At 52.2% G+C, this 14387-nt stretch carries 12 protein-coding genes; all 12 read left to right on the top strand.

Annotated elements, in window-relative coordinates:
• Window positions 1-294: 294 nt before the first annotated feature.
• The 12 genes from F1728_RS15620 to F1728_RS32220 all read left to right on the top strand — a co-directional run bounded on the left by F1728_RS15620 (window position 295) and on the right by F1728_RS32220 (window position 14384).
• A complete protein-coding gene (locus F1728_RS15620) occupies window positions 295-957 on the top strand; it encodes a hypothetical protein (protein ID WP_155364902.1) in 663 nt (220 codons plus the stop codon).
• Window positions 958-1294: 337 nt separating this feature from the next.
• A complete protein-coding gene (locus tag F1728_RS15615; RefSeq protein WP_155364901.1) occupies window positions 1295-1747 on the top strand; it encodes a hypothetical protein in 453 nt (150 codons plus the stop codon).
• Window positions 1744-2013, top strand: a complete 270-nt coding sequence (locus tag F1728_RS31270; protein ID WP_194242388.1) for a hypothetical protein — start codon at window positions 1744-1746, stop codon at window positions 2011-2013. The genes F1728_RS15615 and F1728_RS31270 overlap by 4 nt, the downstream gene beginning before the upstream one ends.
• Window positions 1950-2402 (top strand): phage virion morphogenesis protein, encoded by a 453-nt coding sequence (locus F1728_RS15610; protein WP_155364900.1) that lies wholly within the window; start codon window positions 1950-1952, stop codon window positions 2400-2402. The genes F1728_RS31270 and F1728_RS15610 overlap by 64 nt, the downstream gene beginning before the upstream one ends.
• 17 nt (window positions 2403-2419) lie before the next feature.
• Entirely contained in the window at window positions 2420-3313 is an 894-nt protein-coding gene (locus tag F1728_RS15605) for a phage tail tube protein (protein ID WP_155364899.1), read from the top strand.
• A gap of 57 nt (window positions 3314-3370) precedes the next feature.
• Window positions 3371-3823 (top strand): hypothetical protein, encoded by a 453-nt coding sequence (locus F1728_RS15600; protein WP_155364898.1) that lies wholly within the window; start codon window positions 3371-3373, stop codon window positions 3821-3823.
• A 712-nt stretch (window positions 3824-4535) separates the two neighbouring features.
• Window positions 4536-6488: a hypothetical protein gene (locus F1728_RS15595; protein ID WP_155364897.1), complete on the top strand. Its 1953-nt coding sequence runs from the start codon at window positions 4536-4538 to the stop codon at window positions 6486-6488.
• Window positions 6485-7213, top strand: coding sequence for a hypothetical protein (locus tag F1728_RS15590; protein WP_155364896.1), 729 nt, complete (start codon window positions 6485-6487; stop codon window positions 7211-7213). The genes F1728_RS15595 and F1728_RS15590 overlap by 4 nt, the downstream gene beginning before the upstream one ends.
• A gap of 15 nt (window positions 7214-7228) precedes the next feature.
• Window positions 7229-10150, top strand: a complete 2922-nt coding sequence (locus F1728_RS15585) for a LamG-like jellyroll fold domain-containing protein (RefSeq protein WP_155364895.1) — start codon at window positions 7229-7231, stop codon at window positions 10148-10150.
• Between the two features lie 8 nt (window positions 10151-10158).
• Window positions 10159-12294, top strand: a complete 2136-nt coding sequence (locus F1728_RS15580; RefSeq protein ID WP_155364894.1) for a hypothetical protein — start codon at window positions 10159-10161, stop codon at window positions 12292-12294.
• A gap of 2 nt (window positions 12295-12296) precedes the next feature.
• Window positions 12297-14090: a hypothetical protein gene (locus F1728_RS15575; RefSeq protein WP_155364893.1), complete on the top strand. Its 1794-nt coding sequence runs from the start codon at window positions 12297-12299 to the stop codon at window positions 14088-14090.
• Window positions 14091-14249: 159 nt separating this feature from the next.
• Complete coding sequence (locus F1728_RS32220) at window positions 14250-14384, top strand: hypothetical protein (RefSeq protein WP_261344438.1); 135 nt, start codon at window positions 14250-14252, stop codon at window positions 14382-14384.
• Window positions 14385-14387 lie beyond the last annotated feature (3 nt).

Here is a 14387-nt window from a genome sequence, read left to right as displayed (position 1 = left end):
GCGCGCAGTACCAGGCAATCTGTCAGAGACACTCAAATAGACAGTCTGGCAGAGCAGATTTTCATACAGATGTGTGCAACGACGCATCATGGATTTGATGCAACACACTATGTCAGAAAATCATATGAGTTCGCTCAGGCGTTCTTCCAAAATAGAAATGAGACCAAACTGACATCTCACACTTCATCGACAACTAAAACGGCGAAAGAGGAATGAACTGTTTTTTCATCCTTCCACACCAAATTGAAATTGATAAGCAAATACTCTCAGTAGACCCACAGAAGGCTGTGAAGTATGACCTGGACGACTAAGACCACAATTAAAACATTGCAGGGAATCAGTGATTCATCGTTGGACTCTGTGATAGACCTGCTGATTTCTCAGTCAGAGGAATTGGTCAAAGGCTACCTGCAGCGGGAAATTGAACAGGCAAGTTATACCGAGTATTACAGCGGGACCGGAACCCCAGTCCTGGTTCTGAACCAGAGTCCGGTACAGTCTGTTACATCAGTTTATATAGATCCCAAGGGGTATTACGGAGATGGTACAGATGCCTTTCCAGAATCCAGTTTGCTGGTACCAGGGACGGATTATGTTCTAAGAAAGAATAATGCTTCAGCAACAGAAGTGAGTGACAGCGGAATTCTCTACCGACTGGGTACAGACTGGAATCGTCCTCAAAGGACTCAAAGAGGACAACTTGCCAGTTCTCCTGGAATAGGAAAAGGAAATATCAAAGTCGTTTATATCGCAGGATGGGAAACCGTGCCAGCGGATATCCAGTTTGCAACAAACAGGCTGGTCACTGCGATGTTGGAATCACGCAATCATGCAGGGCGTATTCATTCAGAGTCCATCGAGGATTTCAGCTACACCCTTTCTGGATCTGAAGCTGAAGCCAGTTTGTTGGATTCCATCAAAGGATCCCTCTCGCGATACCGGAAGGTGGTGCTCTGATGGTGTCTATCCAGCAAATGGACTTGCTCTACCTTAAAGTTCCGTGCACAGAACCGATCACTCTAACAACCAGGCGTGGAGTGAATAATGACTCGATTACTTCGGCCACAGTCTCTCATGCCTGGATGAGAGATCTTACTCGGAATGACGTAGCCAAAGGCCTGGTGACTTCTGCTCATGAGGGGATCGTCTGGAATATCCCCAACGTGTTATTGAATGGGGCAGAGATTGAAACCGGGGACACGATCACCGATCAGAATAGCGTAGTCTACAGCGTGATGTCAGTCACCCGTGTCCGTCTACGAACACATTGGCGATGTATCTGCCGGAGGGCGAAATGACTGCGATTATTGAAAGTATCCTCACGACAGTCCGGTCAGAAATACAGAATCTAAATCTGACTGACATCGCCAATGACCATGTGCATATCCAAAAAGTTCCTTCGACTCGAAATTTTCTGGTTACCGATTTTCCTGCGATTCTGATTGTAGCTGGAACACCCAGGCATAATCCTTCACAAGGTACAAATTTGAGGGATCAGATCGAATACCAGGTAGGAATCTATATCGTTGATACAGACAACCAGAATCAGACAGCCAATCGAAACAAGTACCTGAGTTGGTATGAAGCCATTCTGAAACAGTTTCGCACACCTCGTCTGGCAGGCGTCGACACAATCGTAAACAGTTATGTCGCTCCCGGGCTGGTGGTCGACCCCAGCTGGTTCGAAGCGGGAGAATTTCATGCAGGAATTACTCTGTGGTTTATCAGTTGGGAGACACGCGAATGAGTTATGAAATTGAAGTGAAAGCAGCAGAATTTATCAAAGTCAGCACGAATGTCTTTGGTGGCCTGCGTTTTAAAACCAGCAATGTTTCAGAGGCAGTCGAACTCTATGCCGATCAGATCAGTACGAATCGGAATCACTTCTCAAGCAGCGATGTGCAAAGCCTGGCAGGGTTCAATATTAAAAAAATCAAGGACCATTCACGATGCCTGAAACAATTACAACCAGCGAACTCAGAGAATTCCTCAATGGAGTCGTCCAAAGACTAGCGGAACCTCAAGCTTCGGACATCCTGAGTAAGTGGAATGATGATCTTGCAAGTGCTCTGGGTGAGGGTTTCTTAGACAGTCAATCCTCTGGTGGAATTGCCTGGGCACCTCCTAAACATCCCAGACCTCCCGGGCATAACCCAGGCACGCGTCCTCTGATCGATACCGGGAAGCTGATGCAGAGCGTCATCTCAAACAGCTCAGGACATATTGAAACTGTGACACAGGATTCAACATTGTTAGGAACCAGTGTGTTTTACGCAGCCTTCCACCAATACGGAACTGGAACAATTCCTGCTCGTCCTTTTATTGGTATTTCTGAGGACTTACAGGATTCCGCGGCCGAAAAACTGCGAGACCACATAATGACTGTGATAGACGCTATTTAATAATAAGGAAACAATCCATGACTTTAGGAATCGGAACTTTTACGCGTGTGGCGATCGACTCTGCCCTTCCTTTCGACACTAGTTCAATCCCCATCGAAATTATTGATTCAGAATCGCTCATTGAAACGCAGACGATCGACGAAACAGGAGGCACGACTGGTACGACCGAGCATCTCGCTGAACGAACCAGACTGGGTCAGAAACGCTGTAGCGGCTCTATCAAACTGGCTGCGAGCCGGTTAGCTCTCGACACATTGCTACCGCTGATCTTAGGTGGTGATGAGAGTTCAAATGAATTCGGCCTGGAAGATTCACTTCCGGAATTCTACATGATGGTCGATCGAGACGAAAAAGTTTACACATACTCAGGATGTAGAATTGCTCGCGCGACATTTACCGGCTCGTCAGGGCAGATGGTCTTTATCGAGCTCGACATCGAAGCCGAAACAGAAACAGAAGGAAATGCAGGCACTTTTCCGACGTTAGCGACACCGACCGAAAGTCCATATCGCTTTGAAGACGGTGTCCTTACCTTGCAAAGCACTACTCGCGAGTTTAGTGAATTCAGCCTCACGATTGAAAACCAGTTGGATACAGAACGATTTGAGAATAATCTCACGCGAGTGGACCTCCCTCTTCTGGATCGAGTCATCACGCTTTCAACTAATCACCCCTGGAGTACGGATAACCTGGACTTAATAAAACAGGATCTCACCGGCGCGGGTGGATCACTGGTATTTACGAACACCGAAATCACGAGCAACATCCTGACGTTTACGTTCGGTACGATTCAGTATCCCTCAAAAACTCCCGGAACCACTAAGGCGCAGGTTACTCGATTGCCTCTGGAAGGCATGGTTCGCAAAGCAGGCAGCACTCCCAGTCTCATTGTTACCAACGCACATGCGTGAACTCGGCACATCATTGATTTCATGCAATTCTTGATCTGAGAAAAGGAAAAACACGAAATGTCTACATCACAGGCCAGGGCCTATATTCCAGATGGTTATACAGAAAACGGATTGATCAAAGAGATAAAAAACGTTCACGAAACCGTACGGTTTCAATATCGTCCCGTACTTCCGGAATCGGTACGGGCGTTGATGCACAATTATTTCGAAAAATCGGCGAAAGCGCAAGGTGAAATTGTAGATCAGACTTTAATGCGACAGCTTATTGAGTGGGACCTGCAGGATCACCAGGGCTCCCCACTTCCAATCAACGCTCAAAACCTAAAACGAATTAAAAAACCACTGAAAGACCGTCTATTCAATATCGTGACCTGCTTTGATGGTAGCGACGATGATGTAGATGGGTCTCAAGAGGAGTTAAATGACGAGTCCGACCTGAATTTTGACGAACTGTTATCTGGTGAGTCGGATGGATCGGGTAATAAAACGGCGAAACAGGCAAAAAACTGATCGCAGGGGTAGAGTTGATTTTACTCTACCCGCAGTTTGCAGTGCGCGACTGTATCCACTGCTTGAAATATGCCTACAACGACACACCTGGCACTGAAGGTTATGGAAAAGTTGAAACACATAATGGCAGGGCAGATGGAAGGCCAAATCTCAGGCATCAAAAGCATCTGCCACTCTGCAAAACTCCTTCTGGCTGTCCGAAGGGAACACCAGAGAAACAGAATACATTAACCCACAGAAACATTCAGGCATACTTGCATTATCTCGAATGTAAAGCTGTCGGAGCATTTCCAGATGATCCAATTGTCCGCAGGAACGCCCGATTAATCCAAAGGACCGTTGATCAGTCTAGCGAGAAAAAGAGATTTGAAGAATTGGTCGCGCTGATGGGAGCTAACAGATCACAATGATTAAAGCAGCCGAAGCACAACGAAATGTTGTTATTCAATTAAGCCTGGTCGCAAATCCTAAGAACAAGAGTGTTGCCGGGAAAATGATTAAAACTTTCGAAGAGATAGAAACAGCGGCAATTAAGGCGGCAAAGGCTGCCGCAGATATTCGCGTTAAAATCTCGGAGAAAGAACTGAAAAAAAGAGAACAGTTTAATAATGAACTCTTGAACTCAATTAGTCGCCTGGGAGAGGAAAGCCTTGAAGAAAATCAGAAAACGAATAAAAAGGTTGTCAGTCAGCTCCGAAAAATCACCAAAAGAATGAAAAGGATCTGGGAGAGCCTGGAAGACGCGAAGACTGATAAGACAAAAAAGGAGTCGGACAAACGTGAGAAATGCCTGGAAAACGAAGCCAAGGCTTCTGAAAAACTGAAAGCAGCACACAAAAAACAGCTTGAATCACAACAAAAAGCAACTGAAGCGGGCCTCGCTGCTCTGCAGGGAGTGATGGACCTCACGGAAGGCCTGGCGAATCTGGGTCTGATGAGCGATGAGAATTTCAAGAAATTTGAGCAAGGCTTCCAGAAAGTTGAAGCGGGCTACAAAGCACTGAAAGGATTCACCGAGCTGGTCTGGAAAGGCCGCGAGGCTCTGACCTCGCTTAATGAAGCGACACGAGCACAGGCAACAGCAAACGCCCTACTCTCTGCGAGCAATACCCGTGTCGCTGCGACACAAGGTGCGGCTGCCGTCACTGGTGGTGTTGCCGGCGGTGCCGTAGGAACTCGCGGCGCTGGCGGTAAGATTGCGTCTGAGGTCGGCGGTGCACTCGGGGCAAAGATCGCCGGGGGCGGTGGGCTCTCTCTCGGTGCAGTCGCCGGGGCCACAGCAACGGCCACTGCTGTTGTCGCAGCTGGTCTTGCACTACACGAGGGGCTGAAGACATTGATCTCTGGCCTATTCGGGGCCAGTGAAAAAACAGAGACGCTCACCGGGGCTGTGATCGGCTGGAAGAACGCCGCCGACAGTGCGGCGAAATCTGCCGAGGATCTCCATAAAGCGGAGGAAGCGAAACAGCGAAAAGAGCTGCAGCGGGACCTGTTTACCGAGCGGGCCGCTCAAGAGGCTGGTTATCGCTCGTCGGCACGCGCCACGGCAGCACTGCAGGACCGGATCAACTACGAACTCGCCCAAAACAACAACAACCCGCTCGATTCAGCAGAGCGGACACGCATCGAAGCACTGCGTGAGGTTAAAGCCGCTGAGCAGGAGTTGCTCGAATTCCGCGAAGCGGAAAAGGAGCACATAGCAAATGATGGATTTGCTTCAACAGAGGGTCAGCTCCGAGTCGCCCGGCAACTCGAAGAGGCGAACCGATACTTGATCGACGCAGACCGGCAGCGGCTTTCCGTTCTGATGGACCAGAAGAAAGTCGCCGAAGATCAGGTTAGGGCGAGCAAGGATGCGATCAAGGCAGCGGAGGATGCCCAGAAATCGGTGCATCAGCGGTTCGCCGAGCTGAGCGGCTACAAGCAGGAACGCCTGAAAGATATTAACCGCCGCAGACAGGCGGGGGAACAACTCTCCGATCGTGATATCCGCTTCCTGGAGAGGACACCCGGATTCGGTTCGGACATTGTCCGCGACTACCGTGCCCAGCAGGGGATCGCCGCCGGATCAGTTGCCGTTGCCGCTGGTCTCGGCGACGGGTTCCGCGATTCTCAGCAGGCCGAAGCCGAAGCACGGAAGCAGAAACAGGAAGCGGAAGCACAGAAACAGCGGGTCGTCCGGGAACAGAGACAGGTCGAAGATGACCTGCTGGTCGGATCGAACCGCCTGAAGGAGCTGAATCAGGAGCAGATCGCAGCCCAACAGCAGGTTGATGATGATCGTCGTCAAAAACAGGTTGAGCAAAACCGGGTCGATAATATTCCTGAGTCTAAAAGTGTTTTCGGTCACTTTAAAGACGTTGTGGGAGAGTACACTAGCTCGGACAGTATTACAGGTAGCGAGCTTCATCGACTCCTGCGAACAAGCGGCGCGGCCACTGCTGCAGCATCATTCTTTCTTGACAATTCACTTAGCCAAGAAGCTCAAGGAAAAGAGCAGAATCCACAACAAAAAATAGGGAATGCTACCGATCAGGTCACACAATCCGGAGTTGGAGTCGAACAAGCCCTGCTGGGATTACTCGACGCAGTATATGGAAGTAACGAACGACTAAAGGAAGCGGTCAATAACAGTGAGTTGATGCGGGGGTACTATAGTCCATGATCTTCACGTACAACAACTACTCCCACGCTGAATACGAAGTGACCGTTGACGTCGCGAAACGCGGCTTGGAGAACCCGTCCGGCTTCGTCTACGGTGAGAGCATTACTTTAACGATCGCCGGTATTCTGCAGGGTGACTCGCTAGCTGACCTGCTCACGAAGCAGGCGGCACTGTCGAATGCTTACGCGAGACAGAACGGAAACATCCTCTGGCAGTCCGGGGCGACGAAAGTTCTCAACATTCAAAGCGATCAGACACTCTACGGTGTTCGCGTCGTGAAACCGCCGAGCTTCGAGCGAGGAGCGGCCCCAGGGGAACTGGTGAACCGTCGTCAGTATCAGATCGTGCTGGAGGCTGCATACCTCTACGACACGTCAGTCGGCGTGAACGGCGACCCCTACATCCTGGACTACGAATCGCAGCTCTCGACCACCGGAACCGGTGGACCAACGTTTGCGCATCTGGCGACGATCACGGGACGATTTCAGAAGCAGCAACTCACAGAGACGAGCGTCGTCACGATTCAGCAGAGCGGGCGACGCGTCGGCCTGCTGCGATATCCGACACCTGACTCACCACTGGCACATCTTGCAGACTTCGAAAAGCTGGACCGCCGTGTCATCCGTCAGGGGAACCCGCGACGCATTAACAACAACACAATCGAGTACCCAATCTTCTGGAATTACACATTCGAACGCAACCAGCCATTCCCGGCAGCACCATAACAAAGGAATGATTATATGGCTTCACCAATTTGGATCGGCGGCGCCCCCGCTGTGGCTCAAATCGACACGGTCGCTATACCCACGGACATTGAAGCGGGGCAGACAGTTACTTTCACCATCGGCCACAAAACGCTATCCGTGACGCTCACAGGAACCACACAGTCCGCCGTGGTAACTGAGTTGATGGCAGCCTGGAACGCCTCGACAATCCCTGAATTCACGGAGATCACCGCCTCAGTCGGGGCCGATGCCAACGACGAGGAAGACGGAACTATTAATCTCACATCGAGAACAGCTGGTAAGCCGTTCGCCGTCACCACTTCGATCGGATCAGGTAACAATGAAAAACAGGTCATCACACTCGGGGGAACCGCAGCGACGGGGGGTACTTTCACCCTGACCTTCAACGACGAAACCACAACCCCTATCGCTTACAACGCATCGGCGGCGACTGTTGAGTCAGCGCTCGAAGGGCTGGCAAGTTACAGCTCTGGAGACTTCACAGTGACCGGTTCAGCAGGTGGACCGTGGACCGTGGAATTCATCGGGACGCTGGCCGGGACGAACGTCTCGATCATGACCATTGACGTATCTGGTCTGACCGGTGGAGTCAATGAAGTCCAGACAATCACCAGCCCAAACAACCCTACGGGTGGGACTTTCCGGCTTGGGTACGGTGGGCAGTGGACGGGCAACATCGCCTACAACGCGAGTGCCGCTACGATTGAAACCGCTCTCGAAGCACTGGGAACCATCCCGACAGGGTCGGTCTCTTGTTCAGGTGGGGCACTTCCGGGAACCGACGTTACCGTGACGTTTCAGGACAATCTCGGATATGCAGATGTCGCACTGCTTGAAGTGGATTCTTCCAGCCTGACCGGGGTTACCGGGACCGTGACGGAGACAACGGCCGGTGGCAGCAACCTGGAAGACAAGACGGTCTACTTCTGGACTTTCAACGAAGATTCCGTTGTGAGCGGGAATAACTACTACCCGTTCTCTGATGAGATAGCTGCTTCAGTTCTAAGGGGTGCAACAGCAAGCTACTCCACTTCCTCTTCGTCGTTCCATATCACTGGCGGGATCGACGAAAAATGCATTCAAGGTGGATCTTATGCCTACACTGTCCACGATTCGACAGTTGGGAAGTTTGATGAAGATGAGCCGTTCACAATCACTTGTTGGGTGAAACCGTCCTCACTCGGTTCGAGGTCTGTTCTTGTGATCAAGCACTCAACCAAAAACGACGGTTCGAGCTATCCGTCAACTTTAGATTCTAATTATGACTTCTCCTTAACGATGGAACCCAGCGGATATGTGAAGTTTGATGTACTCAAGTCTGGTGGGTTCCACACAAAGACCACTACAGGAACGTTGGCTCTTAACACCTGGAATCTCGTCACCGCGATCTGGGACCCTGACAACACCACCTTAAGCATCGGAATCAACGGGGGAGCTCTTGAGAGTGCAACCGGTCTCACTGTCGGCGCAGCTGCGGCAAGTTCAATACGTTACCTCTCTGTTTTGACACAGTCGGTTCAGCAGCTTTCAGGGTACATCGATAGTGTGGGCATTTTTAACGATGCCCTCACTCTCTCGGAATCGCGAACAATTTACGCAAGCGGTTCGGGTGAAGATTACCCGTTCCCATCAGACGGCAGCAATGAAGTGCAGACACTCGCTCTAACGGGTTCTCCTACTTCTGGAAGTGTGAATGTGAGTTACCAGGGAGTCGGAGTCGACATTCCATACGACGCAACAGCAGCTGAAGCTGAGGCTCTGCTTGAATCCATCTCGACCATCGGTTCAGGAAACGTCAGTGTGACAGGCGGCGACTGGCCGGGAACCGCGCTGGTCGTTGAATTCATCGGAACGCTGGCCCTGACGAACGTCGAGTCGCTGCAGATCGACACGTCAAGTCTGGTGATATCGGTCTCGGAGACCACGAAGGGGGTTACCGCCCCGACGGGAACCTTAGAAACAACCGTCACTCCACTCTCACAGTCGACCACAACTCCGAACTCTGGCCCGAACTGCTGGGACGTTGCTGCCAACTGGAGCACGAACACAGTGCCCGTCAACAGCGATACGCCCTACATTGCAGACAGCGACGTCGATATTCTGTACGGACTGGATCAATCAGCCGTCACTTTGACAGAACTGCACATCGAACAGACCTACACCGGTACCATCGGGCTCCCACGGATCAACACCGACGGTGGCACCGGGAGTTCTTACTTTGAATACCGTGAGACTTATCTCAAGGTCGGTGCAACAGAACTGTTTATCGGTGAAAAAGAGGGGGACGGCTCGGAGCGAATCAAGATCGATCTCGGTTCGGTTCAATCAACTGTTCTGATCACCAACTCCGGTGATAGCCCGGACGGCAACACCCCGCCGATTCTTCTCATGGGGACACACCCCAGCAACGTGATCAACGTCAACCGCGGGGAGTTGGGAGTCGCCTACTACCCGACAGAAGTCTCTACAGTCGCCACATTACGCCAGGCGTTCTTCGACGACGCGACCGACGATACGACGGTATATCTCGGGGCCGGGGTGACCGTCACGAACATCACCAAAACGGGTGGTGTGCTCGACATCAACTCGGAAACCACAACATTCCAGCAGACCGCCGGCACTACCACCATTCATGACGGAGCACACTCGGTACTTAATATTCTTGCGGGGATGGTGAATTACAACTCCACCGGCACACTCGCAGCGGTCAACTTGTCAGGGGATGCGGTGCTGGTCTTCGATCAGGATGCCCGTCCGAAGGACGTCACTGTGATCAACAAGTATAGCGACGATTCGGAAGTCTTCGATGAATCCGGTTGTATCACCAGTCCAGTCATCCAACTGCACAACTGTGGTGACATGAGCACTCTGCACATGGGCAAGGACTTCAAGCTGACCTTTAGTACAACAACATAAGGGGCGTCATGAGTGAAATTCACGAAGGGGTCGGCTCGGTTTACTATCCGGGCATCAAGCAAATTGTGAGTGCGAGTTATTCCCGCTCTCATGGTATTACGCCCGATATCTGTCAGATACAGATGGCACCGCAGACACTGGACCCATCCGACCCAGATTACACACCCATCGAACCGGATGGGTATCTGCTGTTTCAATTTGAGGCTCAATCTGTCGAGGTCAATTCACTGGGAAACCGTTCGACGAAAACCACGCAAATTCTGATTCAAGGGTGCCGCCCCGACCGAGCGAATTTCCGCCGTTCTGGATCTTCGGAGATATGGACGATCCCAGTATTTGACCGCCGCTGGAAGTGGAAGTTCGGTAGTTTCTCCGGCCACTGGAACATGAAGAAAAATGGTGTGATCGAGATCCGCAAAGAGCGGACAGTCCGTCAGCTTGCAGAAATGTGCCTCGAAGCGATGGGAGAGAAGAAATACAACACCAAGGCTCTCGACCAGCTGGAGGACAATAAAAAGCTCAAGTACCGCAAAAAAATACGCCCCGAAGTCCACTGGGACCGTATTCCACCGGCACAGGCTCTGAATGATCTCGTCACGTCACTGGGTTTTCGTGTCTGCCTGAAGTGGGACGACACGGTATCGATCGAGAAATACGGCGAGGGGGCACTGCTGTCGACGGATGATCTGCTGTCGGGTGGCTTTGAAGCTGATCTGCCGGAGGTCTCAAACTCTGTGACTGTTGTCGGTGGTATCACGATGCACGAAACGATCTGGTCGCTGGAAGCAGTTGGACTGGATATCGACGGGATGTGGCGTCCAGTCTACCACCTGAGCTATGTCCCAAAAAACAAAGACACAAAGCAACCTGACTGGCGTCTCACAGAGCCGGGGGTGTTCGATGGCATTCTTGCCAGCTATCAGGATATTGAAGATCAGAAGGCTGACGGTGTACCCGTTGATAAAGACGAGTACCGCAAAAAGAAAGAACAGTACAGCTTGGCGCAACAGACTGTCTATCGGTCATTCCGTCTGAGTTATCCACTCGGCACGAAGGAAGATGAATTCCTTCGCAAGAAATACGACAAAATCGGTGTCGAATTAGCCGAAAAAGTCAATGAGGGTCTGAGACCAGGCGACAAGAAGTATGACGATCTGCTCATAAAATATGAAGAAGCCAAGCGAGAACTGTTCCTGAAGTCGGAGCCAGTTATCCCGGGACCACAGAAAAAAGATCCCCGCACCGGAAAGCTCGGCGACTACAGGCTCGAAGAGTTCGAGCAAGTGCTCCCCTGCTTTAAGACACGGGCGGAACTGACCGTTGATTCCTATACCGGGAAGCTGATTCGCAAGCCTGCCGAGATGGCTGGTTTTTATTACAACACAAACAAAGTCAGCAACACCGACGACCCGTCAAATCCGATCCAGAGTGTCGACGGCGGCAAGTTCGAGATCGTACCGGATCTGGGGATCATTCAGTTTAGCGAGCCGATGTATCGCATGATTCCGACAGTGATCAAAGTCGGGAAGAAGAAGTCCGATAAGGAATCGCTACCCTACTTCGCAGAACTGTACATCCAACTGGCCACCCCACTGAAAAACACTGTCGGCGAACCAGCCCGGTTTGAATACAGAGAAGAACTCGACAAAAAGCACCGCACGACTCCCGCGAAGCTCCCTGGCAATCTGAAGGATCAACCGAGGAAGGTGCCCATTGGAACCGACACAAAGTTGATCGTGAAAAACGAGATCGTACAGGCATATCAGGCCCGTTATACGATCAAGGATCGGAACGGCGTTCCGACCTATTCGTTCGTCGAGGTCGTTGACAATGTCAAAACCGAAGAGCTTGAGAAACAGGCACTCGCCGTGATCGACGTTGAAAATCTGCGAATCATCACCAAGGGATCCGGATCCGGTGTGTATGCCGGGCTCAAGAAAATCAATCTCGATGGAGCGATTCACCAGGTGACAATCTCGCGTAACACAACAGGCGGCATGACGACGACGGTTTCCCGTAACTCAGAAGTGAATCCAGTCGTGCCGAGCTTTGACGAGCGGCAGCGTAGAAACGCCCTGAAAGAGATGATCAAAGAGCGTGGCCAGAAAATCGACAAAACCCAGCAAGTCAACCCGGAGGCCTAACAATGTGGAATTCAGCAAAGGAGTCACCGGGTCTATGGTTTACCTGCCTGAACGTCGGCGATGACTACGAAGAGAAGGACGACCGCCGCGACGACATTGATCTGATCATCCCGGACCACAGTCTGGTCGAGATTGTCGGGGTACGAACCTTCAACGCCGATCATTTCGTGCTGGAAGTACGGCTACCTGTCGGCGGATACGTCCCTGGTCAGAGCAGCGGCGAAGCGCGGTATGTCACAGCAAGACGGAATTACGCATTCACTGGACCGAAGGTGATTCCAAAAGGATACCAGGGGCGACTGACGTTCCCTCCCTGCCTCTGCCGCTTCGAGGGAGAGTTGACCGACATGTCGAAGATTCACGGCAGGTACATCAGGCCGGAGAAGTCCGACCTGTCGGACGCGATGCTGGATCTCTATGAAAATCTGTTCGGCAGAGGTGTGCTGCAGCGTCTGATCGGCGACCCGAAGGGGCACCTGAAGCTCCCTGATGCTCAGGTCAGCCAGAGTCAAGCACCAGCGTGGAACGCATCGGGCATCTATAAGTATCACACCGGTGAGAAGACTAAGGGGAAACCTGATGATGAGGACCCCACGAAAAATCTGCTCGCGATGATCACACCTGCTGAGCAGGACCCGTCGCCGAGTGTGATCTTCCTGACCAAAGAGGCGGTCACGAATCAGACGTTTCAGGAAGGAGTCGTATCAGTCGAACTGCTGGAGTACGTCGACCCGGCCAGCCCCGACTGGAATCATAAGTTTCTGCTCGACTTCTCGGGGGTGTTCGGCCACGAGTACGCTTTCTCGATCACAGACGGCTACGGCAACACGGTCGGGCCGTTCATCATCACGACAGATGGCAGTGATATCAAGGCGGCCCTTGAGGCTCTACCCTGGGTGGGAGATGATAACGTCGCGATCCACACGCCGGGGCCGCTGACAGGCCGATTCATTATCGAGTTTGTCGGCGATCTGGCAGGAATTCGCGTTCCTCCGCTCCACTGGCAGCGAGTGGTCACCGTAGGCACGCCGCCGGTAAACCTGCTGGGAGGTGTCCCAGAGATCCCGCCGATCACGCAACAGGACCTGATTGAGTACGACTATCGGATTCTCCCCGGCACTCACTCGGTGCAGATAACACAGGCTTCGCGTCCGATGACCCGCGACCAGATGTGGTACGGTTACGGGTTCGGGTACGCCGCCGGTTTTTGGGGCTACGGCTGGGGATACTACCCCGGTGGTGGCTACGGTTATTACGGTGGCTATGGCGGCGGCCCCTTCGGTTACTTTGGAGGCAGCTACTGGGATGGTTTCGGGTGGGGTCGCGGCAGCATTTACGACGGATACTACGGTCCCTATGGGAATTACACCTACCTGTTAGACGGCCCCTTTGATCGGGATGACTCCGGCACCGTTGTTGGTGAATCGTTAGTAAACCCGGCCACAGGGCTCCCATACGAAATCAGGTACAACCAGCACGGTTACAATCAATACGGCTTCGATGTGAACGGCTACGATCCCGCCGGGTTCGACACAAACGGTCTCAACGCCGACGGCGAAACGTGGGGCTACTACGGTGTTTGGGGACACCTTCACACGGGGCAGTCGCACGCGGATCATAAGAACGACCATGGTATTATCAATCAGGCGACTGCCAATGTTTTTCAGCACGTCGCGGCGGGCTCGTTCGGCGTGGCGTCGTGGGTCAGAGGTGGCGGCTATGTTGTGACCGAGATTGAAAATCGAGAGTTCTGGCTCGACATGAACGGCGAGCCGACACGAGAGTCTGTTTACTAAATACATTTTGAAAAAGAAACCCCAGACGATGCAACAAGACGCGGGCATCCTACATGCCCTGAATCAGTTTCGGCGATTTGATAACAGTGAAGTAGCGGCGGCACAATTCAGCGAGCGAATCTTCGCTTGTAATAATTGTCCCAGGCGGAGCGGGCAGCGATGCCTGACGCACGGGTCGAACTGTACCGATTTCGCAAAACCGCAGAGCAACAGCTGCCCGGTATGGGAAGGGAACGCACCACCGCCAGTACCTGCTCGCCCTGCTCCGGAGCCGCAGCGGCCGCAACGCCCTGAGAG

The sequence above is a fragment of the Gimesia benthica genome (assembly GCF_009720525.1).
GTDB classification, from domain to species: Bacteria; Planctomycetota; Planctomycetia; order Planctomycetales; family Planctomycetaceae; genus Gimesia; species Gimesia benthica.
This window is presented reverse-complemented; position numbering and strand designations above follow the sequence as displayed.

Bases quoted from the DNA above. Each gene is read 5' to 3' on its own strand.
- F1728_RS15620 (WP_155364902.1), top strand. From the start codon at position 295: ATGACCTGGACGACTAAGACCACAATTAAAACATTGCAGGGAATCAGT.
- F1728_RS15615 (WP_155364901.1), top strand. From the start codon at position 1,295: ATGACTGCGATTATTGAAAGTATCCTCACGACAGTCCGGTCAGAAATA.
- F1728_RS31270 (WP_194242388.1), top strand. From the start codon at position 1,744: ATGAGTTATGAAATTGAAGTGAAAGCAGCAGAATTTATCAAAGTCAGC.
- F1728_RS15610 (WP_155364900.1), top strand. From the start codon at position 1,950: ATGCCTGAAACAATTACAACCAGCGAACTCAGAGAATTCCTCAATGGA.
- F1728_RS15605 (WP_155364899.1), top strand. From the start codon at position 2,420: ATGACTTTAGGAATCGGAACTTTTACGCGTGTGGCGATCGACTCTGCC.
- F1728_RS15600 (WP_155364898.1), top strand. From the start codon at position 3,371: ATGTCTACATCACAGGCCAGGGCCTATATTCCAGATGGTTATACAGAA.
- F1728_RS15595 (WP_155364897.1), top strand. From the start codon at position 4,536: ATGAAAAGGATCTGGGAGAGCCTGGAAGACGCGAAGACTGATAAGACA.
- F1728_RS15590 (WP_155364896.1), top strand. From the start codon at position 6,485: ATGATCTTCACGTACAACAACTACTCCCACGCTGAATACGAAGTGACC.
- F1728_RS15585 (WP_155364895.1), top strand. From the start codon at position 7,229: ATGGCTTCACCAATTTGGATCGGCGGCGCCCCCGCTGTGGCTCAAATC.
- F1728_RS15580 (WP_155364894.1), top strand. From the start codon at position 10,159: ATGAGTGAAATTCACGAAGGGGTCGGCTCGGTTTACTATCCGGGCATC.
- F1728_RS15575 (WP_155364893.1), top strand. From the start codon at position 12,297: ATGTGGAATTCAGCAAAGGAGTCACCGGGTCTATGGTTTACCTGCCTG.
- F1728_RS32220 (WP_261344438.1), top strand. From the start codon at position 14,250: ATGCCTGACGCACGGGTCGAACTGTACCGATTTCGCAAAACCGCAGAG.